The sequence below is a fragment of the Polaromonas sp. P3_B4 genome (assembly GCF_056402835.1).
The window spans coordinates 1-21,510 of the sequence record NZ_JBFUGQ010000007.1 but is presented as its reverse complement, the minus strand read 5'-3'; the positions used below and the strand labels follow the sequence as shown (position 1 = coordinate 21,510).

The 21,510-nt window shown below is 63.9% G+C and carries 23 protein-coding genes; 10 read left to right on the top strand and 13 right to left on the bottom strand.

The genetic code is table 11. The features are described 5' to 3' along the window. Positions 1-101 precede the first annotated feature (101 nt). From AC1DVV_RS22880 to AC1DVV_RS22870, 3 genes are all read right to left on the bottom strand, one after another. Positions 102-1,100, bottom strand: coding sequence for an aldo/keto reductase (locus AC1DVV_RS22880; protein ID WP_477702660.1), 999 nt, complete (start codon positions 1,098-1,100; stop codon positions 102-104). 60 nt (positions 1,101-1,160) lie between these two features. Then, entirely contained in the window at positions 1,161-1,559 is a 399-nt protein-coding gene (locus tag AC1DVV_RS22875; protein WP_457281996.1) for a MerR family transcriptional regulator, read from the bottom strand. Positions 1,560-1,659: 100 nt separating this feature from the next. Then, complete coding sequence (locus tag AC1DVV_RS22870) at positions 1,660-2,097, bottom strand: universal stress protein (protein ID WP_477702658.1); 438 nt, start codon at positions 2,095-2,097, stop codon at positions 1,660-1,662. A gap of 154 nt (positions 2,098-2,251) precedes the next feature. Between AC1DVV_RS22870 and AC1DVV_RS22865 the strand changes: the two genes are divergently transcribed. After that, positions 2,252-2,503: a hypothetical protein gene (locus tag AC1DVV_RS22865; RefSeq protein WP_431099316.1), complete on the top strand. Its 252-nt coding sequence runs from the start codon at positions 2,252-2,254 to the stop codon at positions 2,501-2,503. Positions 2,504-2,524: 21 nt separating this feature from the next. Here AC1DVV_RS22865 and AC1DVV_RS22860 read toward each other — a convergent pair whose 3' ends face one another. Further along, complete coding sequence (locus tag AC1DVV_RS22860) at positions 2,525-2,944, bottom strand: hypothetical protein (protein WP_477707264.1); 420 nt, start codon at positions 2,942-2,944, stop codon at positions 2,525-2,527. Between the two features lie 148 nt (positions 2,945-3,092). Between AC1DVV_RS22860 and AC1DVV_RS22855 the strand changes: the two genes are divergently transcribed. Further along, entirely contained in the window at positions 3,093-3,662 is a 570-nt protein-coding gene (locus tag AC1DVV_RS22855) for a DUF1439 domain-containing protein (protein ID WP_477702656.1), read from the top strand. 23 nt (positions 3,663-3,685) lie between these two features. Here AC1DVV_RS22855 and AC1DVV_RS22850 read toward each other — a convergent pair whose 3' ends face one another. Next, positions 3,686-4,567 (bottom strand): NmrA family NAD(P)-binding protein, encoded by an 882-nt coding sequence (locus AC1DVV_RS22850; RefSeq protein ID WP_477702655.1) that lies wholly within the window; start codon positions 4,565-4,567, stop codon positions 3,686-3,688. Positions 4,568-4,780: 213 nt separating this feature from the next. Then, positions 4,781-5,278 (bottom strand): hypothetical protein, encoded by a 498-nt coding sequence (locus AC1DVV_RS22845; protein ID WP_477649658.1) that lies wholly within the window; start codon positions 5,276-5,278, stop codon positions 4,781-4,783. A 221-nt stretch (positions 5,279-5,499) separates the two neighbouring features. On the opposite strand from AC1DVV_RS22845, the gene AC1DVV_RS22840 reads away from it, so the two are divergent. Further along, a complete protein-coding gene (locus tag AC1DVV_RS22840) occupies positions 5,500-6,678 on the top strand; it encodes an NAD(P)/FAD-dependent oxidoreductase (protein WP_477707263.1) in 1,179 nt (392 codons plus the stop codon). 95 nt (positions 6,679-6,773) lie between these two features. Here the strand turns inward: AC1DVV_RS22840 and AC1DVV_RS22835 are convergent, their stop codons facing one another. Then, a complete protein-coding gene (locus tag AC1DVV_RS22835; RefSeq protein WP_477702653.1) occupies positions 6,774-7,790 on the bottom strand; it encodes an aldo/keto reductase in 1,017 nt (338 codons plus the stop codon). Between the two features lie 136 nt (positions 7,791-7,926). On the opposite strand from AC1DVV_RS22835, the gene AC1DVV_RS22830 reads away from it, so the two are divergent. After that, positions 7,927-8,856, top strand: coding sequence for a LysR family transcriptional regulator (locus AC1DVV_RS22830; RefSeq protein ID WP_457281988.1), 930 nt, complete (start codon positions 7,927-7,929; stop codon positions 8,854-8,856). Here AC1DVV_RS22830 and AC1DVV_RS22825 read toward each other — a convergent pair. Together AC1DVV_RS22825 and AC1DVV_RS22820 are read right to left on the bottom strand one after the other, a co-directional pair. Next, positions 8,816-9,340 carry a peroxiredoxin family protein gene (locus AC1DVV_RS22825; protein WP_477702652.1) on the bottom strand — a complete coding sequence of 175 codons (525 nt, stop codon included), beginning with the start codon at positions 9,338-9,340 and terminating at the stop codon, positions 8,816-8,818. The two genes, AC1DVV_RS22830 and AC1DVV_RS22825, sit on opposite strands and share 41 nt — an antisense overlap. An 81-nt stretch (positions 9,341-9,421) precedes the next feature. Then, complete coding sequence (locus tag AC1DVV_RS22820; protein WP_477649651.1) at positions 9,422-9,970, bottom strand: carboxymuconolactone decarboxylase family protein; 549 nt, start codon at positions 9,968-9,970, stop codon at positions 9,422-9,424. Positions 9,971-10,146: 176 nt separating this feature from the next. Between AC1DVV_RS22820 and AC1DVV_RS22815 the strand changes: the two genes are divergently transcribed. Next, a complete protein-coding gene (locus AC1DVV_RS22815; RefSeq protein ID WP_477702651.1) occupies positions 10,147-11,010 on the top strand; it encodes an AraC family transcriptional regulator in 864 nt (287 codons plus the stop codon). A gap of 42 nt (positions 11,011-11,052) precedes the next feature. Here AC1DVV_RS22815 and AC1DVV_RS22810 read toward each other — a convergent pair whose 3' ends face one another. Together AC1DVV_RS22810 and AC1DVV_RS22805 are read right to left on the bottom strand one after the other, a co-directional pair. Next, positions 11,053-13,455 (bottom strand): glucose/quinate/shikimate family membrane-bound PQQ-dependent dehydrogenase, encoded by a 2,403-nt coding sequence (locus tag AC1DVV_RS22810; RefSeq protein ID WP_477702650.1) that lies wholly within the window; start codon positions 13,453-13,455, stop codon positions 11,053-11,055. A gap of 181 nt (positions 13,456-13,636) precedes the next feature. Then, positions 13,637-14,614 carry a LysR family transcriptional regulator gene (locus AC1DVV_RS22805; protein ID WP_477702649.1) on the bottom strand — a complete coding sequence of 326 codons (978 nt, stop codon included), beginning with the start codon at positions 14,612-14,614 and terminating at the stop codon, positions 13,637-13,639. A gap of 143 nt (positions 14,615-14,757) precedes the next feature. Between AC1DVV_RS22805 and AC1DVV_RS22800 the strand changes: the two genes are divergently transcribed. Then, complete coding sequence (locus AC1DVV_RS22800; protein ID WP_477689749.1) at positions 14,758-15,624, top strand: oxidoreductase; 867 nt, start codon at positions 14,758-14,760, stop codon at positions 15,622-15,624. Between the two features lie 75 nt (positions 15,625-15,699). Here the strand turns inward: AC1DVV_RS22800 and AC1DVV_RS22795 are convergent, their stop codons facing one another. Next, entirely contained in the window at positions 15,700-16,908 is a 1,209-nt protein-coding gene (locus AC1DVV_RS22795) for an MFS transporter (protein WP_477689748.1), read from the bottom strand. Between the two features lie 116 nt (positions 16,909-17,024). On the opposite strand from AC1DVV_RS22795, the gene AC1DVV_RS22790 reads away from it, so the two are divergent. Beyond that, positions 17,025-17,975, top strand: a complete 951-nt coding sequence (locus AC1DVV_RS22790; protein ID WP_477689747.1) for a LysR family transcriptional regulator — start codon at positions 17,025-17,027, stop codon at positions 17,973-17,975. 19 nt (positions 17,976-17,994) lie between these two features. Here AC1DVV_RS22790 and AC1DVV_RS22785 read toward each other — a convergent pair whose 3' ends face one another. Continuing rightward, positions 17,995-18,897, bottom strand: coding sequence for a LysR substrate-binding domain-containing protein (locus AC1DVV_RS22785; RefSeq protein ID WP_457281975.1), 903 nt, complete (start codon positions 18,895-18,897; stop codon positions 17,995-17,997). 90 nt (positions 18,898-18,987) lie between these two features. Between AC1DVV_RS22785 and AC1DVV_RS22780 the strand changes: the two genes are divergently transcribed. The 3 genes from AC1DVV_RS22780 to AC1DVV_RS22770 all read left to right on the top strand — a co-directional run. After that, complete coding sequence (locus tag AC1DVV_RS22780) at positions 18,988-19,878, top strand: N-formylglutamate amidohydrolase (protein WP_477702648.1); 891 nt, start codon at positions 18,988-18,990, stop codon at positions 19,876-19,878. After that, positions 19,875-20,867, top strand: coding sequence for a Bug family tripartite tricarboxylate transporter substrate binding protein (locus AC1DVV_RS22775; protein WP_477702647.1), 993 nt, complete (start codon positions 19,875-19,877; stop codon positions 20,865-20,867). Before AC1DVV_RS22780 ends, AC1DVV_RS22775 begins: the two co-directional genes overlap by 4 nt. A 196-nt stretch (positions 20,868-21,063) precedes the next feature. Continuing rightward, positions 21,064-21,510: porin (locus tag AC1DVV_RS22770; RefSeq protein ID WP_477707262.1), on the top strand; the 447-nt coding region annotated here is incomplete at its 3' end.

Below are 21,510 nucleotides of genomic sequence, written 5' to 3'. Positions count from 1 at the left end.
GGGAACACAGAACCGGGACGCTTCACTGAATAGAACTCTACGGCCCGGGTTCAGCGCAGGCGGAGTCCGTTGGCTTGCCTCCGTAAGGATGTCAGCCTGTGTCACACATTGACCGTGCCCAGAAACGACGCGGGGTAGCGCAATCCGGCAGCTGCGTCGGGCGGAAAGGCCTTGTCGAGCTGGACCAGCTCGGCCGGGCTCAGCGTGACGTCGAGTGCGGCGATGTTCTGGTCGAGGTAGCTGCGGCGCTTGGTTCCGGGGATGGGAATGATGTCGTCGCCCTGCGCCAGTACCCAGGCCAGCGCCACTTGTGACGCGGTGACGCCCTTTGCCGCGGCCAGGTCCTTGACGGCATCCACCAGGGCCAGGTTGCGCTGGAAATTCTCTTCGGCAAAACGCGGCGAGAACTTGCGGCGGTAGTCGTCGGCGGGCAGGTCTTCAGGTTTGCTGAAGGCGCCGGTCAGGAAACCGCGGCCCAGCGGCGAATAGGGGACAAGGGCTACGCCGTGCTCGCGGCAGGCGGCCAGGGCGCCGGTGACTTCGGGGTCGCGTGTCCACAGCGAATATTCACTCTGCAGCGCGGCGATGGGATGTACCTTGCAGGCACGCGCCAGCGTGGCGGCCGAGGCTTCGGACAAACCCAGATAGCGCACCTTACCGGCTTTCACCAGCTCGGCCATGGCGCCGACGGTGTCTTCAATGGGCACGGTCTTGTCGACGCGGTGCTGGTAATAGAGGTCGATCTGGTCGATACCCAGACGCTGCAGGCTGGCGTCGCAGCTGGCCTTGACGTACTCGGGCCGGCCGTTGACGCCGCGGGCACTTTCGTTGTTCGGATCTCGGGTGATGCCGAACTTGGTGGCGATGAACACGTCCTTGCGGCGGCCGGCGATGGCCTTGCCGATCAGCAGTTCATTGGTGTGCGGGCCGTAGATGTCGGCGGTGTCGAGGAAATTGAGGCCCTGGTCCAGCGCATGGTGAAGGGTGGCAATGGACTCGGCGTCGTCGCGGTTGCTGTAGAAGTCGCTCATGCCCATGCAGCCGAGGCCGATGGCGGAGACGGGAGGGCCGTTGCGGCCGAGGGTGCGGGTTTTGATCATGGTGTTTTCGTCCTTTGGGATGGAAGGTGAAGTGGATGGTGAAAACGGCTCCAGAAGGGCTCACGCGCGCTTGGGTTCGGTGCGCATGCCCTCATAGAGACGGATTTTTTTGCGGATGTAGGCCAGGGTTTCGCGCTGGGTGCGTATCTCGGCTTCCAGGCGCTCGGCATGGTCTTCGAGCAGGGTCTGGCGCTCGGCCAGGCTGGCGGCGGAGGAGTTGCCTTTGCGCAGCAGCTGGGCATAACGCTGCATGTCACGCATGGACATGCCGGTGGCGCGCAGGCGCACCAGGAAGTCGAGCCAGCGCATGTCGGCGTCGCTGTAGCGCCGCGCGCCGCTGCGCCGGCCTATGGGGGCGATGAGGCCGATCCGCTCGTAGTAGCGCAGGGTGTAGGCGCTGAGGCCTGAGGCTTCCGCGGCTTCGGCGATGCTTAAAGAGACGGTGGGAGCGGTAGTCATGTGGGGACTGTAAAACTTAGAGCGCGCTCTAAGTCAAGCCCTCTTTGGAAACCCTTTTGTTGACCGGCCGATTGGGGCGGACCGGACCCGCGCCTTGCCTTTAGCGGGGAATCACCACCAGCACACTACAGGGAGCATGTGCGATCAGCGATTTGGAGACCGAGCCGCGCCACCAGCGTGCGGCCCAGCCTTCGAGGTGCTTGTGGCCGACCACGATCAGGTCGGCGTTCATCTGTTTGGCGTACCTCGCGATTTCATCGACGGTTTCGCCGTACAACACCTCGCCCCCAGCCTCATGGCCTGACTCCAGCAACTGGCGCAAGCCGTCGTTGAGGATGCCCTGGTATCTTTCCCTGTCCTGGTCGGCGACGCTTTGTTCATAGATCACGCCTTCAGCGGCGACCACCTGCCGCTGCAGGGGGGTGACGGCAATCAGCGTCAATGCCGCCCCGCTCCACTGCGCGATCTCGCGGCAGTCCAGCAGCGCTTTTTGGCCCGATTGGGAACCGTCGTAAGCCAGCAAAATTCGCTTGTACATGATGTATCTCCCGAATGAAGTGACTGGGCAATTCAAGAATAGGCCTGCTGCCTGTGCCGGTCAAATGATCGCCCCAGCGCCAACAGGGTCGCCTCATTTTGCGCAGCCCCGCACCGGCGACAATCGGGGTCAACAACCGATTCCAAAGCAGCCCATGACCCAAGACCCCAACCGCGCCAGTGAACTCAAGAAAATGGAGTTGTGCGACTCCTGCGCCGGCATACAGCGCAACTGGCGCAAGGCGCCGGGCCACCCGGAACTGGTGCAGGGCGACCCCCGCCATGAAACCCGCCGCCATGGGCTGATCACCATCACCCGCTACAAGTGCGACCGCTGCGGCACGGCCTGGGAATATGAGAACGACAAGACCAACCAGAAGGCCGGCTGGTCGGTGGTGGGCCGCTAAGGCGACTCAACCACAGGCGGCTTACCGCTCTGCGTTGGCGCGCTTGATGAGCGCATCGCACTCGGCGCGGAGCTTCTGCAGCTTGGCCTTCTCAGCATGAAAAACCTTGTCATCGAGCGTGCGGACCGCCTTCATGCCGGAAAGGCCGGCCAGGTAAGACGCTTTTTCAAGCCCGTTTTTGCAAGGCCGGAATTGATCAAACGGATCAGGCCCTTCCTTGGCCGCAGGCCACTGCTTGCGCTGCCCGTCCAGCGCGGCCTGGGTCAGGCGCAGCCGCTGGGCGTATTTCATGGCCTCCGGCTCCATGGCCCCGATGGCGTATTCATTGAGGACACGCTGCGACCTGATCGCCAGGGCCAGCGCATCCTGCTCGCTCTTGGTGGCTTGCGCCGTCGCCAGCGTGGCGGCCGGAAACAGCAGGAAAGTCAAAAGCATTCGCATCAGGCCGACCATACAGGAATATCAAACCGCGCCCCGCTGTTGCCGGCAGCTTAACCTTCATCGGTTGAACGCTGACCCTGATGCGGGCTTTTGAATGACATGTGCGGCGGAATGCCAGGCGCATTATTCCTGGGTGAAAGGACAATGAATGAAACGAAGACTGCTTCTTGCCACCACCGCACGGCTGTGCCTGGGTGGCGCTGTGTATTTCACCCTGACGGGCGCACAGGCCCAGCCCAGCTACACCGTCAGCATGGCCCAGCTACAGGACGCAGTGGGCAAGCGCTTTCCGGTACGCAAACGCGCCAACGGCCTGCTGGACATGACCGTGCAGGCGCCGCAGCTGCGCCTGCTGACCGAACAAAACCGGCTGGGCGCCACCATGGCGGTGGAAGCCGCCGGCCCTGCGCTGCAGCGCGCCTACCCCGGCACCTTTGACCTGGACTTTGCGCTGCGCTACGAAGCCAGCGACATGACCATACGCGCGCACCAGCTGCGCGTGAACACCTTGCAGTTTGAGGGCCTGCCCCCGCAGGCATCGATGCTGGTGTCAGGCTACGGCCCGCAACTGGCGGAACAAGCACTGCAGGGCGCCGTGCTGCATTCACTCAACCCGCAGGACCTGGCATTGCCCAACAGCATGGGCGTGCAACCTGACCGCATCACCGTGACGGCGCGGGGGCTGGTGATTGAATTTGTGAACAAGCCGCTGAGCTGAGCCCACCGGCCGGCTTGGATGCGCTAGCCACCCTGCCCGTCCACCAGCGCCCGCACATACGCGCGCAGCGTGGTGCGGCCGCGCACGGGCGCATCGGCGGAGTAGGGATGGTCCCGCGTAAGTTCTGTCATGGCCGCATAGGACTGGGCCGCAGTGGGCGAAAAGCCCATGGCCTTGAAGCCCTCTACCCACTTCTCGCGCGGTGTAACGCGCACCGAGACCGGTTTGTCCAGCGCTTCTGAAAAGGCTGCGGCCACATCGCCTGGGCTGTATTTCTCGGGGCCTTCGGCATAAAAGATGCCGGTTTTGCCGGCGGGCTCGGTCATCAGGCGCGCGGCGAACTCACCCAGATCTTGCGGCGCCACCATGGGCAGCTTGAAGTCCGCCGGGTACATGGAGTCGATCACACCTTCATCCTGCGCGGTCTTCAGCGCTGCATCCCAGTTGCTCATGTAGTAGGCCGCGCGTATCACGCTGAACGGCACAGCTTGTGCCTCCAGGGATTTTTCCATGTCGTAAAGAATGCCGAGGTCGCCCGCACGCTGAACGGGCTGGGCGCCATAGGTGGACTCGGCCACGATCTTCTCGAAGCGTGTACCTTGCAATGCCTCAATGATGGACATCACCGTGCTGCGCTCTTCGGCATCGGTGTCGGTTGAGGGAGCCGCCGGCGGATTAAGCAGAAAAAGCCGCGTGCCTTGCTGGAACACCTTGCGCAGTGATGTTGCATCGTGAGCGTCGGCCAGCGCGACCTTCGCGCGTTGGGGTACGTCGTGTTTGGTCTTGCCCACCCGGCCAGATTTTTTGGGGTCGTGTGTGATGAGGGTGACAGGCTCGCCCGCGCCGATAAGGCGTTTGACCAGCGCCGAGCCGACATGGCCTGTTCCGCCAAGAATGATGTGCATGGGAATCTCCTGGTGTCAAAAGTTCCATGCTCGAGGCAGGCGAGGCTCCTCAGTGACAGCCACTGGAGCCCTGGAAAGTCGGAATGCGCTGACAAGGGACAAGGAAGGGCTGCGACGCGTGCGGTCACAAGGAGACAGGCAAAAAAAAAGACAGGCCTCAGCCTGTCTTTTTGGATCAGCGGGTATCAGCGGGCATATGACCCGCGTTGCCGCTTACTTGGTGCCGGCTGCCTTGACGTCGGTCTTGGCTTCTGCCTTGACTGCACTGGTGTCGACAGCAGCGTTGGCCTTGTCGGCGGCGGCTTTGGCCTTCACGGTATCCACCTTTGCGTTGGCATCGATGGCGACGCCGGCTGCTTTGGCATCTGCCTTGGTGGTGGCCTTTTCAGCTTTGGTATTGGCCTTGGCTTTGTCGTCAGCGTCTGCCTTCTCAACCTTGGCTTCGGCCTTTGCTTTGGCTTTAGCGGCCTTGGCATCTGCCTTCGCGGTTTTCTCTGCAGCTTTGGCTTCTGCCTTTTCGACCTTCGCATCGGCCTTGGCGTCTACCTTGGCTTCTTTTTTAACAGCAGACGTCACAGACTTGTCGGCCTTGGCTTCAGCCTTGCTGGCAACCGGAGCGGTTTGCGTGGACGATTCGACAGGTGCCGGTGTTTGTGCAGAAGCAATGCCGACAAACAGGGTAGCAATAAGAGTAGCGAGCAATTTGTTCATGAGAGAGTCCTTTGAATGGATGGATGGATGATTGAAATTATTGATATCACGTAGCCCGTGTTCAACGGGATGGGGTGCGGCACTGTTGACCGGGCATACACACCGTTGCACAACACACCTGCGCCTTACATCGCTTGTCGCTGTATGACGACAATACCGCCCCGTTTCGCGCTGGCCTGTAGGATGTGGCGCTTCCACTGTGTAATGAATGAAGCACCAGCATGAACCCCGCAACATCCGCACAAAAGATCGTCATCGTCGGTGGCGGCGTGATCGGCAGCGCCATCGCCTATTTTTTGGCAACGCATCCGCGTTTTGACGGCAGCATCACTGTCGTCGAGCGTGACCCCACGTATGCGCAAGCCTCTTCAGCGCTGTCGGCCAGCTCGATTCGCCAACAGTTTTCACAGCCGGTGAACATTGCGGTGTCGCAGTTCGGCATTGATTTTTTACGCAACATCAAACAGTACCTGGCCGTCGATGGTGATGTGCCTGATATTGGTTTGACCGAGCGCGGCTATTTGTACCTTGCCACTGAAGCCGGCGCGGCCACGCTGCAAGAGAATCATGCGACACAGCGCGCAGCCGGTGTGGATGTGATGCTGATGACACCTGCCGAGCTGCAGCAGCGCTTTGCGTGGCTGCAGGTGGACGACCTGGCGCTGGCGTCGCTCGGCCTTTCGGGCGAAGGCTGGTTTGACGGCTATGGTTTGCTGATGGCCTTCAAGCAAAAAGCGCGCAGCCTGGGTGTGCAGTATGTGAAGGCCGAGGCCACGGCCTTCGCGCACAGCAACGGCCGCGTGAGCGCCGTGATGCTGCAGGGCGGCGCGCAGCTGCCGTGCGACTGGGCCGTGAATGCGGCAGGCGCATGGGCGCGGCCGCTGCTGGCCGGCACAGGCCTTGACCTGCCGGTGTATGGCCGCAAGCGCTGTGTGTATGCATTTGCCAGCCCCGCGAAGACGCCCGACTGCCCGCTGGTGATTGACCCGAGCGGTTTGTGGTTTCGGCCCGAAGGCGACATCTGGATTTGCGGTCTGCCGCCGGCGCAAGACCACAACGATGTGCCGCTCGATGTGGACTACGACCTTTTTGACGAAGCCTGGCTGACACTGGCCAACCGCGTGCCGGGCTTTGAGGCCGTGCGCATGCAGCGCGCCTGGGCCGGCTACTATGAATACAACACGCACGACCACAACGCGCTGCTGGGCCCGCATCCGGCCTTGCCGAATTTGCTGTTGGCCAATGGCTTCAGTGGGCACGGGCTGCAGCAGTCGCCGGCGGTGGGGCGGGGCCTGGCGGAGTGGATTGCCGAAGGCGGCTACACCAGCCTGGACTTGTCGCCGCTGGCGGCGCAGCGGCTGGTGGAAGGGCGTGCGTTGGTAGAAAAGAACGTGATTTAAGTTTCACGTCTCTCGTTTTCACGCCGGCGGTTGCTCCTGAATTGATAGCCGCTTGCGCTCTACCTGTATGGGTTGCAGGCTAATTTTGCATCAATTTACGCCTGCTTCTCGCTGTCCAGGTGGCCCATCTGGTAGGCGTCGTAGCGTGTGCCGGCCACCGCGTCGGCGGGCAGCGCGGCTTCAATGCGCTGCAGGTCTTCGGCGCTGAGCTGAAGTTTCAACGCGCCCAGCGCTTCATCAAGCTGGCCCGGCTTGCGGGAACCGACCAGCGCCACCATGTCGACACCCAGGGCCTTGCCGCGTGCGATGACCCAGGCAATCGCTATCTGTGATGCTGTGGCGCCCATGCCGGTGGCCAGCTGGTGCAATACATCAACGAGCTGCTGGTTCTTCACCGCGTTGTCGCCGGTAAAGCGCGGCAGGTGGGCGCGGAAGTCACCAGGCCCCGTGGGTTTGGAGCCCGACAGCAAACCGCGTGACAGCACGCCGTAGGGCGTGACACCGATGCCCAGCTGCTTGAGCGCGGGAAAGATTTCCGCCTCGGGGCCGCGGCTGACCAGCGAATATTCAATCTGCAAATCGCTGATGGGGTGCACGGCGTGCGCCTTGCGGATGGTCTGCACGCCGACTTCGCTGAGGCCGATGTGGCGCACGTAACCGGCTTTCACCATGTCGGCCATCGCGCCTATGGTGTCTTCGATCGGCACGTTCGGGTCAAGCCGCGCGATGCGGTAGATGTCGATGTGGTCGGTGCCCAGGCGCTGCAACGTGTAGGCCAGGAAGTTCTTCACCGCTTCGGGCCGGCCGTCCATGCCGATCCAGCCGGCACTGGGGTCGCGCAGCGCGCCGAACTTGACGGAAATCAGCGCTTCATCGCGCCGGCCTTTCAGCGCCCGGCCGATCAGCATCTCGTTGTGGCCCATGCCGTAAAAGTCGCCGGTGTCGATGAGGTTGACGCCTGCGTCGAGCGCGGCATGGATGGTGGCGATGCTTTGCGCCTCGTCGTGGGCGCCGTACATGCCCGACATGCCCATGGCGCCCAGGCCGATGGCCGAGACGGATTGCGGGCCGCGAAAGCCCAGGCGGGTGGAAGACAGGATGTTGGTGGTCATGGGGAGCCTTTTCATAAAAAGTGAATCAATGCATGGATGGGCAGGTGAATGAACTGTATTGGTTTGAATAAAAAGAATAAACTGCCTTTAATTGAAATAACTGTTACCTATTTAAAGAACAATAAGGCCAGTAATCATGAGTGTTGATCGCTACAGGGCGATGGAAGTCTTTACCCGCGTGGTGGACCTTGGCAGCTTTACTGCGGCAGCCACAGCGCTGCACATGCCCAAAGCCAGAGTGACGACGGTGGTGCAGGAACTCGAAGCGCACCTGGGAGTGCGCCTGCTGAACCGCACCACGCGCACCTTGAGCCTGACAGACGACGGCGCGCTGTACCACCAGCGCGCGCAGGCCATGGTGCAGGACATGGGCGAGCTGGAAGGCACGCTGCGCCGCGCAGTGGCCACGCCGGCCGGGCGGCTGCGGGTGGATGTGCCGGCGGCGGTGGGCCGCCACGTGATCTCACCGGCGTTGCCGGAGTTTTTCAAACGCTACCCCGACATGGTGCTGGAACTGGGTAGTACCGACAGGCCGGTGGACCTGGTGGCTGAAGGCGTGGACTGCGTGATTCGCGGCGGCCTGGTGCACGACGAGACGCTGGTGGCGCGGCCGCTGGGCCGGCTGAAGGTGGTGACCTGCGCCGCGCCTTCTTACCTGGCGCAGTACGGCACACCGCAGACGCTGGAAGACCTGGAACAGCACCGCTTCGTGAACTTTCATTCTGCCAAGACCGGCCGGGTGTTTCCGTTCGAGTTTTCCAGGGACGGCGACGTGCGGCAGATTCACCGTCCGCACTGGGTCAGTTGCAACGACGCCGACAGCCACATGGGTGCGGTGCTGGCCGGGCTGGGTTTGTCACAGCCGCCGCTGACACGCCGCACCTGCGCGCTGCTGGCCAGCGGCGAACTGGTGCGCGTGCTGCCCGACTGGCAGCCCGAAGCGCTGCCGATGATGGTGCTGTACCCGCGCAACCGCCACCTGACGGCCAAGGTGCGCGCCTTTGCCGACTGGGTGGCCGAGGTGTTCAAGGCGGAATTCGCGGCGGGGGCGAAACTGTATTCGTGACTTCGCCAGCGGTCTCGGCAAGCAGTTGCCCTATGGCCGAACCGACGGCCAGATCGTCCAGGTGCCCGAAGTGGCTCAGCCGCAAATGGCCCTGCCTGTCGATCAGCACCAGGCTGGGTGTGCCGCGCAACTGATAAGCCGCCATGGTTTGCGGGACGGGGCCGTCCGTTGCAGGCAAGTCCGCGCCGATGGGAAAATGCAGACGCTGCTCATGCACAAATACCTGCAGCGCCTCATGGTTCATCACGCGGTGATGCTCGAACACGGTGTGGATGCCGATGACGGCGACCGACGTTTCGGGAAATGCCTGGCGTATCGCTACGGCCTGCGGCAGGCCGTGGCTCACGCAGGCCGGGCACAACATCTGGAAGGCGTGCATGACGATGACCTTGCCGCGCAGGGATTCGAGGGCGATGGGCGACGGTGTGTTGAGCCAGTGCGCGATGTGCCAGGCGGGTGCGAGAGAATAATTTTTGGTTTGCATGAAGGCTTTCAAAAATACTTTCAGCGCGGCCTGCATGCCGCAGATCGCGCACGTCGGGTCAAAGACCCGGGCGGCGAAGCGTCAGGCAGCGGCTCGACTCAACTTGACGGGCGCGAAATCAACCGGCACCGCAAACGCCACATTGACGTAGTTGGTGAAAAGGTTGAGCGCCACATGCGCGAGGATTTCCACGATCTGCTCGTCGCTGAAGCCGGCCTGGCGAACGGCTTGCACATCGGCCTCGGACACATTGCCGCGTTCATTCACCAGCTTGAGTGCAAACGCCAGCACCGCAGCGGTGGCCGGGTCGGCGGATTCACCGCGCTGCGCAGCGGCCATGCTTTCAGCGCTGACGCCGGCCTTGCGGCCCAGCGCCGTGTGCGCGGCCAGGCAGTATTCGCAGGTGTTGCGGTCGGCCACTGCCACGGCGATCTGCTCGCCCAGTTTGGCGTTGATGACACCGCCCCCCAGCGCGCCGAACGAGCCCCACATGCTTTTGAGTGCGGCGGGGGAGTTGGCGACGGCCTTGAACATATTGGGCGTGGCACCGAAGGCCTGGGTGACCTGATCGAGCAGGGCTTTGCGATCGGCGGAGGTGGCGTTACGGTCGATCAATGGAATGCGTGACATGTGAAGTCCTTTGGAGATTGAAGAGTCGTGGTTGAGGGATGACATTTCGCGCGGCGGGGCTTGTGGGTGCGCTCGCTGCACAGGAAGAAGTTTCGCGCGACAATCAGGACTTATTGGATGAATTCGTCCATCAAATCATCCTTACCGTCCAATCAAGTCTCAACGCCAGCCCACACATGACCACGCCCTCCGAAGGAATTGACCGGCTTTCCGGCCTGATGGAACGCTTTCGCGTGCGGGCCCACATGTTTCACAACGGGCCGCTGTGCGGCGTGACACGCTTCACGCCAGAGGCCGGGCTGGGCTTTTTGCACGTGATGCGCCGCGGGACCATGGTGGTGACGCACCGCGCGGCAACGGGTGCGCCCAGGCGAGTGAAGGTGAGCGAGCCCAGCCTGGTGTTTTACCCGCGGCCGCTGGCGCACGACTTTCACAATGCGCCGGTGGAGGGCGCTGATTTCACCTGCGCAACGCTGGCATTCGACGGGGGCGCCAGCCACCCGCTGGCACGTGCGCTGCCGGCCCTGGTGGTATTGCCGCTGGCGCGCGTACCGGGGCTGGAGCACACGCTGGCCCTGCTGTTTGCCGAGACCGCGCAGGTGCGCTGCGGCCAGCGGCTGCTGGCCGACCGATTATTTGAGGTGTTGCTGCTGCAACTGCTGCGCTGGCTGCTGGACCACCCGGAGGAAGGCAACGCACCCGAGGGTCTGCTGGCCGGGCTGGCCGAACCGCGACTGGCGCGTGCACTGGCGGCGGTGCATGAAAACCCGGGCCATGCGTGGAGCCTTGAGCGCCTGGCGCAATCGGCCGGCATGTCGCGCAGTGCGTTTGCACCGTTGTTCAAACAAAAAGTGGGGCAAACGCCCGCGAACTATCTGGCGACGTGGCGGCTGGCCGTTGCGCAGGCCGAGCTGCGCAATGGCCAATCGCTGAAGGCCATTGCCGTGCAGCTGGGATACGCCAGTGCCTCGGCGCTGTCACGCCTCTTTTTGCAGAAGACGGGTGTCTCTCCGCGGGAATGGGTCAAGGCTCTGGCGTAGCACCGCTGGGCTAGCGGTCGTGAGTCGTGCTGATTCGCGGCCTCAGCTGCCCGCCGGAAGCACGTACGCCCTGACATAGTCGCCCGCCTTGGTGCCGAGCGAACCGTGACCGCCAGCCACCACCAGCAGGTATTGCCGGCCGTCGGCGCCGGTATAGCTCATGGGGGTGGCCTGCCCGCCGGCGGGCAGGCGGCTCTTCCAGATTTCCTTGCCGGTATTCACGTCATAGGCACGCAGGTAGTAGTCCAGCGTGCCGGACAGGAAGGCGACGCCGCCCGCTGTGGTCAGGGGCCCACCCAGGTTGGGCACGCCCATGCGGAAAGGCAGGGGCACGGGCGACAGGTCGCGCACAGTGCCGTTTTTATGCTGCCAGGCAATCGCACCCGTCGTCAGGTCGGCGCCGGCCACGTAGCCCCAGGGCGGCGCCTGGCACGGAATGCCCAGCGGCGACACAAACGCGCTGAGCTTGACAGCAAAGGGCGCACCGAAGTTTTCATTGAGCGAGGGCAGGCTGCCTTCGGGCCGCTCCTTGCCCTGCACAAGGAGGCTGGTGTCGTCCGTGCGCGGCACGAGTTTGGAGACAAAGGCCAGGTAGGTCGGCGTGGCGAAGACCATCTGCCGCTCCGGGTCCACCGCCACGCCGCCCCAGTTGAACACGCCGAAGTTGCCAGGATAGATCAGTGAGCCTTGCGTGGAAGGCGGCGTGAAGCGGCCCTCATAACGCAGCCGGTGAAAAGCAATGCGGCAATAGAGCTGGTCGAACAGGGTGGCGCCCCACATGTCGCGCTCCGTCAACGGCGGCGGGTTGAACGACAGCGCCGAGTTCGGCTGGGTGGGCGCGGTGCGGTCGCCCTGCGCGGCTCCCTGCGGTGCCGCTGTTTCCACAACAGGCAAAAGCGGCGTGCCGGTGCGGCGGTCCAGCACAAAGATCTCGCCCTGCTTGGTGGGCTGGACCAGTGCGGGCACCCGGTTGCCGCCCACGGTAAGGTCTACCAGGCTGGGCTGGGCCGGCACGTCGTAATCCCACAAGTCGTGGTGCACGGTCTGGAAGTTCCAGCGCACCTTGCCGGTGGCCAGGTCCAGCGCGACGACGGACGACGAATACGTTTCCACCGCGGGGCTGCGCTGGCCGCCCCACTGGTCGGGCGGCTGGTTGCCCAGCGGCACATAGACCATGCCCAACGCTTCGTCGACGCTGGAAACGGACCAGCTGTTGGGCGAATTGGCGGTGTAGGTTTGCCCCGCCGCGAGCGGAGCGGTGGCGTCCGGCTTGCCGGAGTCCCAGTTCCAGACCAGCGCGCCGGTGTTGATGTCGTAAGCGCGGATCACGCCGGACTGCTCTTTGGTGGAAACGTTGTCGAGCACCGTGCCGCCCACGATGATGAGCTTTGATGTCACCACCACTGGCGAGGTGGAGTAGTAAGCGCCGGGCTTGACGTTGGGCATGCCGGCCCAAAGATCGATCTGCCCCTTGCCGCCGCCGAAAGAGGGGCAGACCTTTCCGGTGTCGGGGTTCAGGGCAATCACGCGGCCGTCTGCCGTGGGCATGAACAGTTTGGCCGGGCAGTCGGTGGAGTTAGCGGCGGCTGTCGCAGTCGCAGCGGCAGGCGGCTGGTAAGACAGGCCGCGGCAGGTCAGGTGCTGCAGTGCGAGCTTGCCCTGGATTTCGGGATTAAAACGCCAGGCTTCCGCGCCGGTGGTGGCATCGAGCGCAATGACGGACTGATGCGGCGTGCACAGGAAAAGCCGGTTGCCCACTTTCAGCGGGGTCACCTCGAAGGTGGTTTCTGCCGGGTCACCAGGCTGGCCGCGCATGTCACCGGTGCGGTACTGCCACGCCAGCCCCAGGTTTTCCACGTTCTCAGGGGTGATCTGGCTGAGCGGCGAATACCGCTGCCCCTGGCCGGTACGCCCGTAGGCATGCCATTCGCCGGCAGGTACGGCATCAGCCGTGCGCGCGGCCGATGCGCCGGTGGGCGGCAACGGCAGCATGCCCGTCACGCGGTTGGCATCATGCAGCCAGGTTGCCACCGACGCAATAAAGAAGAGCGCCAGCGCGGCACCCAGCGCCCACTGGCCGGCGCGCACGCCGGATTGGCCCGGCACTTCGGCCTGCATGGCACGGGCAAGCATGGGGGTCAGCAGAAAGAGGCCAATGAGAAATGGCACACCCCCCCGCGCAGCCAGCGGCCACCAGTCAAGCCCGCCTTCCGACAACGCCCATGCGAGCGTGCCCACCAGCAGGAGCGCGTAGGTCCACAACGCTATCGGTCCGTACTGGATCAACAGTACGCCCGTCAATACAAAAGCCAGGCCGGCCACCAGGTAATACCAGGAGCCTCCCAGCACCACCAGCCAGATGCCCGGCAAGGCCAGCACCCCTCCGATCAGCACGAGCACCAGGCCGGTGAAAAAGGCGGAGCGAAGGCGCGGGATAGCTGACACTTTTTATTCTTCCTGATGCGTCCGTACAGGCCCCCAATCTATTCCCGCATCGGGCCGCCGTGCGTCAGCCGTGGGCTAACGCGGCTGTAGGCGACGCCAAGAAAACGGCTGCACACAAACCGATGGATAAGAAAGATACAGAAAGAGATGTCTGCGCGACGTTGATGCCGCGACAGCCGGGTCAGCCGGCCGCGCGGGCGCGACGCGTTTTCCGCGCGATAGCATGCGGGCGCAATTCATGCGGCTCCAGGTAGAACTGCGTGTTGCCAACCAGCCGTTCCACCGCCAGGTCGATGAAGGCTCGCGCACGGGCAGGCTGCGCGTTGCGGCTGCCGTAATAGACATAAAGGCCCAGATGCTCGGTGACATGCCGCGTCAGCAGCGGCACCAGCCGGCCGGCGCGCACCAGCGGCGCAGCGGTGGCGCCGATCAGCTGGCCGATGGCCTGGCCGGCCACGACAGCGCGGGCTTCAAGGTCCACGTCATTGGTGAGGAAGGACGCGGCGACGGTACGGGCCACCACTTCTTCACCCACCTTGAACTCCCAGGGCATGGTCTTGCCGGTGCCCGTGTGGTGAAAGCCCGTGCAGCGGTGCCCGGCCAGGTCTTCGATGGTCTGGGGCGCGCCATGCTGCGCGATGTAGGCGGGTGACGCGCACACCACCAGTTGCAGCGGCAGGATGCGGCGCGAGATGATGCCGCCCGCGGGCGGCGCGCCGGCGCGAAAGCCGACGTCGACGCGGTCTTCCACCCAGTTGCCGATGCGGTCGTCCATCTGGATGTCGGGATCCACCTGCGGATAACGGCGGCAGTATTCCTCGAGCACGGGCCACAACACCTCGAGCATGATGGAGCGCGGCGCGACGATGCGCAGCGGCCCGGCGATTTCTTCGCGCGTGCGGCGGGCGCCCTGCAGTGCTCGCTGCAGCGTCGAAAGGCCGGGCTGCGCGGCCTGCAGGAACTGCTCGCCTTCTTCGGTGAGGCTCAGGCTGCGCGTGGTGCGGTGAAAAAGGCGCACGCCCAGGTGCTGTTCAAGCTGGACCAGCGCCTGGCTGGCGGCCTGCGGCGTGATCGCCTGTGCAGCGGCGGCCTGGCGCAGGCTGCCGAGTTCGGCGGCCCGGACGAAAGTGGAAACGGCGCGCAATTCATTGAAGGCCATGGCGGCTCCTGGCGGTTTTACGGGAAGCAAGCCCCTGATTGTCACGATTAACTTGATTATGAACTCACCGATTGCCATCTATTCAGCACGCAATCAAAAACCTACATTGCCCTCCTCAGCAACATTTTTTAAGGGGCAAGACCATGAATGCAAAGACTGACTTCAAACGTATCTGGATGATCACCGGCGCAGCGCGCGGCATTGGCGCGCGCATTGCCGAAGCGGCGCTGGCGCATGGCGACGCGGTGGTGGCGACTTCGCGCGACGCCGCCTCAGTGCAAAAAAGATTTCCCGCGAGCGACGCGCTGCTGGCATTGCCGCTGGACGTGACCAACGAGGCGCAGGCGGCGGCCGCCGTGCAAGCCGCGTTGGCACGTTTTGGCCGCATCGATGTGCTGGTCAACAACGCCGGCTACGGCCTGCTGGGCGCGGTGGAAGAAGCCACCGGCGACGAGGTGCGGCGCCTGTACGAGACCAATGTGTTCGGCCTGCTGAACGTAACACGCGCTGTGCTGCCAACCATGCGTGCGCGCCGCAGCGGCCACGTCATCAACATCTCGTCGCTGGGCGGTTACCAGTCCGGCCCGGGGTTTGGCGTGTACTGCTCGACCAAGTTTGCGGTGGAAGGCCTGACCGAAGCACTGCATGGCGAACTGGCGCCGCTGGGCATTCACGTCACCAGCGTGGAGCCGGGTTACTTCCGCACCGACTTCCTGGACAACGCCTCGCTGGCAGTGTCGCCACGTATCCTGGACGACTACGCCCAAAGCGCGGGCAGGGTGCGCGAAGCTGCCAAAGAGATCAACCACAACCAGGCGGGCGACCCGCTGCGCCTGGCGCAGGCAATGTTGAAGTTGGTGGAGGCCGACACCCCACCGCTGCGGCTGCCGATGGGCACCGACACGCTGAAAGTGATTGCAGACAAGCATGCGTTTGTGGAGGCCGAGGTAAAGACGTGGAAGGCGCTGTCGGCTTCGACGGATTACACGCGGGAAGAGCTGGCCGCCTGAGCGTTGTCTTGTGAATGAAAAAAGGCCTCTCACGAGGCCTTTTTTTGCGGCGAAGTACCGGAACGATATTCAGCGTCAGGCAGCACAGGGCGCATACTTTTTGGCAGGCCACATCCGCACCACCAGTGCTGCCGCACCTGACACCGCGGCCATCACGCACACGCCCTGCCAGCCGGTGTGCGCCAGCACCATGCTGCCGAGCCACGCACCGCCGGCCATGCCGCTGAACATGCCGATGAACAGCACCGCATTGAGCCGGCTGCGCGCGGCGGGTTCAATGCCGTAGACGATGGTCTGGTGAGCAATCAGCGTGGCCTGCGCGCCCAGGTCAAACACCACTGCGCCCAAGGCAATAAGCCACAGCTGGTTAGGTCCCAGGGCCATGGCGATGAAGGCCGCGACGACCAGCGCGGCGCCCAGCCGGGTCACGACTTCAGGGCCTTTGCTGTCGGCGATGCGGCCGGCCAGCGGCGCGGCTAGCGCACCGGCGGCACCGGCCAGGCCGAAGGCGCCGGCGGCGCCGCTGCCCAGGTTGAAGGGCTCGGCGTGCAGCATGATGGCCAGCGTGGACCAGAAGGCGCTGAAGCCGATGCTGATCAAGCCCTGTGCGACGGCCGCGCGGCGCAGCGCCCCGTGGCACTTCCACAGCGTGGCCAGCGAGCCGAGCAACGCCAGGTAGGGCAGCTGCGTGGTGGGTGCAAAGCGCGGCAGGTGCCGCCACACCGCCACGCCCAGCAGCGCGATGCTGAGGGCCGCGGCCACGAACATGCTGCGCCAGCCGAACTGCTCGGCCACGACGCCGGCCACCACACGCGACAGCAGAATGCCCAGCAACAGGCCGGTCATCACGGTGCCGACGGTTTTGCCGCGTTGGGCTTCGGGTGCGAGTGTGGCGGCGGCCGGCACGATGTCTTGTGCCAGCGTGGCCGCAAGACCGATCGCGAGGCTGGCCAGTGCGAGCACCGCCACGGACGGCGCGGCGGCGGCGAGCAGCAACGCCAGCACCAGAGCGGCGGCCTTGCCGAGGATGATGCGCCGGCGGTCATAGCGGTCGCCCAGCGGCGCGAGTAGCCCGATGCCCAGCGCGTAACCGAGCGTTGTCAGTGTGGGCACCAGGCCGATGGCGGCGGGGGTGGACTTGAATTCAGCAAGCAGCAAGGCCAGCATGGGCTGGCTGTAATAGAGCGAAGCCGCGGCCAGGCCGGCACCGGTGGCGAGCAGGAGAATCAATGGGAACGGCAAGCCGGGCCCGGTTTGGTCATGCGTATTAGCTGTAGAAATCATGAGGAAAATCCCGATTTGAGGCAGGACGCGAGTATGCGGGCGGGGTTTTGCGCTGTGAAGGCTGCTATTGGGCACAATGGTCATACGTAAAACGCATAAGCAACCTGGGAGACCTCATGAAAACCGCGCCGGACCGGATCGAACTCATGCAGACCTTTGTGCGCATCGTGGAGGCGGGCAGCCTGTCCGCCGCCGCAGCGCAGATGAACGCCACGCAACCCACAGTCAGCCGGCGCCTTCAGGCGCTGGAACGTTCGCTGGGCCTGAAGCTGCTGCAGCGCTCCACCCACGCGATGAAACTGACGGAGGGCGGCGAGCGCTGCTTTGCCCGTGCCAAGGAGCTGCTGGGCAACTGGGGGGCTTTTGAGGCCGACCTGCGCGGCACCCAGGAAGTGGCGGAAGGCACGCTGCGCGTGGTGGTACCGCATGCGCTGGGCCAGCAGCAGCTGGTGGGGCCGGTGGTCGACTATTTGCGGCGCCACGAGCGCGTCACGGTGGAGTGGCTGCTGCATGACGGCACACCCGACTTCATCACGCAGGGCATCGACTGCGCGGTGCACGTGGGCGCGGTAGAAGATCCCTCGCTGGTGGCCGTGAAGATTGCCGAAGTCCGGCGCATCGTGGTGGCCGCACCTTCCCTGCTGCAAGACAAGCCGCTGCCGATGCATCCAGCCGATCTGCAGGCCCTGCCCTGGCTGGCGCTGCAAACCTTCTACCGCAACGAGGTGGTGCTGATCCGCCGCCATGCCGACCAGCGCCGCGAAGAGCACCGCTTTGCGATACGGCCGCGCCTGGGCACGGACAGCCTGTTTGCCCTGCGCAACGCCACGCTGCTGGGCCTGGGCGCGAGCATCGCTTCGACCTGGCTGGTGGCGGGCGACGTGGCCGATGGCAGGCTGCTACACCTGGCGCCGCAGTGGTGTGCCGAGCCCCTGCCGGTCTACCTGATCTACCCCTATTCGAACTTTTACCCGGCCAAGTTGCGCCGCTTTATCGAAGCACTGCGCGAGGGATTGCCCAAGGGCATGGGCCTGCCGGCCCGCGAGGACGGGGCCGGTGCAGCCTGATCGCAGCGCCTGGGAGAGGTCAGGCGCCGGCCGTGTTGCCGGCCTGCTCTTGCAGCCATGAGGCAAACGCTTCAACGGCGCGATTGCTGTGGGCGGCAGCGGATCGTTGGCAAAGGTAATACCCGCGCGAGATCAGGACCCGGGTGTCGAAGGGCAGGACCAGCTTGCCGCTTTCGAGTTCGCTCTCGATGAGGCACGGCTGGATGACGATGGCTCCCATGCCGGCGCATGCCGCGACGATGAGGTTGTTGCCCAGATCGAACCCCGGGCCCAATGCTGGCTTGGGCTGCTTTAAACCTGCACCCTCCATCCACACGGCCCAGTTGTCTGGGTAGTTGATGTGATGAAGAAGGGTATGCGCCGCGAGATCCCGCGGATGCTGAATGCTTCGCGCAAGTGCGGGTGTGCATGCGGGCGTGATCTCGTTGCCCAGCAGATAGCATCCGCGGATACCGCGTGGCCACCTTCTTCCCGGGCGCCTGAGCGCGATCCACAGGTCCACGTCGTCGCGCTTGAAGTCTTCGTCGAAATGGAATTGGCGCAGCTCCACCTCGACATTGGGGTTCAAGGACTTGAATTGCGCGAGCCTGGGGACCAGCCATCGCGTTCCGAGGGTTGGTATGACGCTCACCCGCACTTTGCGTTGCGATGACCCTCCGCCGAACTGGGTGACGGCCGCCTCCAGCCCGGCGACATGGGTTTCAACCAGCTTCTGGAATTCGCGCCCGCGGACCGTGGGCACAACGCCCGTCGCGTTGCGGTCGAACAGGCTGCAACCCAGCCTTTGCTCAAGGCGCAGGATGGCCTGGCTGACGGCGCCCTGCGTGACGGAAAGAACCTCCGCCGCGCGGCGAAAACTCCCCAATTGGCAGACCCCGAGAAACGCGTGCAGTTCAGCCAGCGACGGCGACTTGAATTTCATGACCGTATTAGATCATCTAATCAGCAGCTTTGAAATTGTCGTTTGTCGCGCGGCACTCGCGGCGTCAAACTGCCGGCCATGAGCCAAACCATGTCCCACGCCGAACCCGTCAAGGTCGTCCGACCCGTCGTTGATCCCATCGCACTGGTGTGCGACTCCCCGCACAGCGGCACCTACTATCCGCAGGACTTCGATTTCTCGATTGAATTGCAGCAACTGCGGCAGTGCGAGGACACGCTGATCGAGCAGCTTTGGGACGCGGCGCCGCTGGTCGGCGCGACTCTGGTGCACGCGACGTTTCCGCGCAGCTACATCGACCCCAACCGCAGTGAGGACGACATCGACCTTGCGATGCTGGACGGCGAGTGGGCTGAGCCGGTGGCCCCTTCTCAACCCTGCCTGCGGCTGGGTAACGGCCTGGTGTTCAGCAAGACGCCGACGCTACAGCCGATCTACAGCCGCCGGCTTCATGCCAGCGAAATCAAACACCGGATTGAAAGCTGCTGGCGGCCGTATCGCCATGCGCTAGAGGACGCGCTGGCCCAGTCAAGCACCCCGCAGGGTGAACGGTGGCACCTCAACCTTCATTCCATGCCAAGCAACGCGTATGTGCGCCTGGGGTTGCCGGACAAGCCGCTGGCCGACATCGTGCTGGGCAACCTGCATGGCGCCAGCTGCAGCGCGGCTTTCGCTGACTTCGTCGGGGACGAGTTCAAGCGGCAAGGCTACACCGTCGCACTGAACGACCCCTATGCGGGTCAAGACCTGGTGCGCACTCTTGGCCGGCCCGCACACGGACAGCACAGCCTGCAGATCGAAATCAACAGGGCGCTCTACCTTGACGAAAAGACGCGCGAGCCAAAGCGGCAGTTCCATGAACTCAGGAAGCGCATTCACCTGGTGCTGCAGGCCATCGCGGGATACATCAGGGAAGAAACCACTCACTCGAAACGCCACGTCAACCTCAAGGACACAGCATGATCACCATCCCAAGCCGTCGGAAGTTCCTGGGCATAGCGGCCGGTGCGGCGGGCGCGGTAGCGTGCCCGGCATTCAGCCAGCCGCAGGCTTACCCGAGCCGTCCCATTACCCTCATCGTGCCGTTCCCGCCGGGCGGGGCGGTGGACATCTCCGCACGCGCAATGGCCGACAAACTGGGCAGGCTGCTGGGCCAGCCGGTCGTGATCGACAACAAGGCCGGCGCAGGTGGCGCCATTGGCACCGGCATTGTTGCAAAGGCCGCGCCCGATGGCTATACGCTGGTCGTCACTTCGCAGTCGACCCATGTAGTCAACCCCGCGGTATCGCCCAACCTGCCTTATGACGCAGTGAACGATTTCGCCTACATCACGCTGATCGACAGGCTGCCGAACGTGCTGGTCGCCAGCGCCAAGCTCCCGGTCAAGACCTTTGCCGAATTTGTACGCTACGCCAAGGCCAACCCCGGTAAATTGAACTACGCATCGTCGGGCAATGGCTCGGTGGCACACCTGAGCATGGAACTGCTCAAGTCGAAGCTGGGCCTGTTCATCACGCACATTCCCTACCGGGGCGCCGGACCGGCACTGACGGACCTGCTCTCGGGGCAAGTCCAGCTGACCTGGAACAACCTGCCCTCCAACCTGGCCATGCTGCAGAGCGGAAGCCTGCGCGCACTGGCCGTCGCTTCGCCGCTGCGCGCGCCGCAGTTGCCGGACGTTCCCACCTTTGACGAGCTCAAGCTGCCCGACCTGAACCTCACGTCATGGACGGGGCTGGCAGCGCCGGCAAAGACGCCCGAGGCCATCATCCAGAAGCTCTACGACGCGGTGCGCACCATTCTTCGCGACAAGGACACGCTGGAAGCCTGGCGCAAACGCGGCGCAATGCTGCCCGAGAACGTGCGGCCAGCCGAGTACCGGCAGGAAGTCATTCAACGCATCCGGTTCTTCAAGGATGTCGCCCAAGCCAACAAGATTGTTCTGGAATAGCCGCGCATGAACCTTCACCACCCCACCACGATGCCGCAGCCAGACGGTTGACGCGCACGTCCACGACCCTGTGCCCTGTGAATTTGCTGCCCTGTTGAAGACGATGTCTTCTCAGGCCTGGGCGAACTTTGCCCGTGAATACCCCCGCGGCGGTGATTGATCTCCCGCTATCTATAAAAGCTTTGAGGAGTGAGGAATGAATTACAAGATGATCTGCCTGGCAGCGGTTGCTGCCGGTGCAATAACCCCTGTTACTGCGCTGGCGCAAAGCACGGTGACGATCTACGGGAAGATGGATACGAGCTTCGAGAACTCGAAGACCGGCTCGGTCTCGCAGACGCTCATCACGGGCAACGCGTCCCGGTTCGGAGCCAAGGGGACCGAGGACCTGGGCGGAGGGCTGAAAGCACTCTTTGGCCTGGAGATGGGAATCTCTTCGGACACCGGAGCGTCAAGTTCGCCCGTCTACCGCAACTCTTACGTCGGCATCAGCGGCGACTTCGGTGTGGTCAATATCGGCCGCATCGACTCGGCCGCGCCCAGCCGCACGCCGATCTATGCGATCCTGGGCCGCAACGTGGAGTACGTCATCCACGATGCCGGCGCCACCGCGATTGGCACCTCCATCTTCAACGCGCGCACC

What these genes read in the sequence shown, in the direction of transcription:
- AC1DVV_RS22880 (WP_477702660.1), bottom strand. Translation starts at nt 1,100, where the DNA reads ATGATCAAAACCCGCACCCTCGGCCGCAACGGCCCTCCCGTCTCCGCC.
- AC1DVV_RS22875 (WP_457281996.1), bottom strand. Translation starts at nt 1,559, where the DNA reads ATGACTACCGCTCCCACCGTCTCTTTAAGCATCGCCGAAGCCGCGGAA.
- AC1DVV_RS22870 (WP_477702658.1), bottom strand. Translation starts at nt 2,097, where the DNA reads ATGTACAAGCGAATTTTGCTGGCTTACGACGGTTCCCAATCGGGCCAA.
- AC1DVV_RS22865 (WP_431099316.1), top strand. Translation starts at nt 2,252, where the DNA reads ATGACCCAAGACCCCAACCGCGCCAGTGAACTCAAGAAAATGGAGTTG.
- AC1DVV_RS22860 (WP_477707264.1), bottom strand. Translation starts at nt 2,944, where the DNA reads ATGCGAATGCTTTTGACTTTCCTGCTGTTTCCGGCCGCCACGCTGGCG.
- AC1DVV_RS22855 (WP_477702656.1), top strand. Translation starts at nt 3,093, where the DNA reads ATGAAACGAAGACTGCTTCTTGCCACCACCGCACGGCTGTGCCTGGGT.
- AC1DVV_RS22850 (WP_477702655.1), bottom strand. Translation starts at nt 4,567, where the DNA reads ATGCACATCATTCTTGGCGGAACAGGCCATGTCGGCTCGGCGCTGGTC.
- AC1DVV_RS22845 (WP_477649658.1), bottom strand. Translation starts at nt 5,278, where the DNA reads ATGAACAAATTGCTCGCTACTCTTATTGCTACCCTGTTTGTCGGCATT.
- AC1DVV_RS22840 (WP_477707263.1), top strand. Translation starts at nt 5,500, where the DNA reads ATGAACCCCGCAACATCCGCACAAAAGATCGTCATCGTCGGTGGCGGC.
- AC1DVV_RS22835 (WP_477702653.1), bottom strand. Translation starts at nt 7,790, where the DNA reads ATGACCACCAACATCCTGTCTTCCACCCGCCTGGGCTTTCGCGGCCCG.
- AC1DVV_RS22830 (WP_457281988.1), top strand. Translation starts at nt 7,927, where the DNA reads ATGAGTGTTGATCGCTACAGGGCGATGGAAGTCTTTACCCGCGTGGTG.
- AC1DVV_RS22825 (WP_477702652.1), bottom strand. Translation starts at nt 9,340, where the DNA reads ATGCAAACCAAAAATTATTCTCTCGCACCCGCCTGGCACATCGCGCAC.
- AC1DVV_RS22820 (WP_477649651.1), bottom strand. Translation starts at nt 9,970, where the DNA reads ATGTCACGCATTCCATTGATCGACCGTAACGCCACCTCCGCCGATCGC.
- AC1DVV_RS22815 (WP_477702651.1), top strand. Translation starts at nt 10,147, where the DNA reads ATGACCACGCCCTCCGAAGGAATTGACCGGCTTTCCGGCCTGATGGAA.
- AC1DVV_RS22805 (WP_477702649.1), bottom strand. Translation starts at nt 14,614, where the DNA reads ATGGCCTTCAATGAATTGCGCGCCGTTTCCACTTTCGTCCGGGCCGCC.
- AC1DVV_RS22800 (WP_477689749.1), top strand. Translation starts at nt 14,758, where the DNA reads ATGAATGCAAAGACTGACTTCAAACGTATCTGGATGATCACCGGCGCA.
- AC1DVV_RS22795 (WP_477689748.1), bottom strand. Translation starts at nt 16,908, where the DNA reads ATGATTTCTACAGCTAATACGCATGACCAAACCGGGCCCGGCTTGCCG.
- AC1DVV_RS22790 (WP_477689747.1), top strand. Translation starts at nt 17,025, where the DNA reads ATGAAAACCGCGCCGGACCGGATCGAACTCATGCAGACCTTTGTGCGC.
- AC1DVV_RS22785 (WP_457281975.1), bottom strand. Translation starts at nt 18,897, where the DNA reads ATGAAATTCAAGTCGCCGTCGCTGGCTGAACTGCACGCGTTTCTCGGG.
- AC1DVV_RS22780 (WP_477702648.1), top strand. Translation starts at nt 18,988, where the DNA reads ATGTCCCACGCCGAACCCGTCAAGGTCGTCCGACCCGTCGTTGATCCC.
- AC1DVV_RS22775 (WP_477702647.1), top strand. Translation starts at nt 19,875, where the DNA reads ATGATCACCATCCCAAGCCGTCGGAAGTTCCTGGGCATAGCGGCCGGT.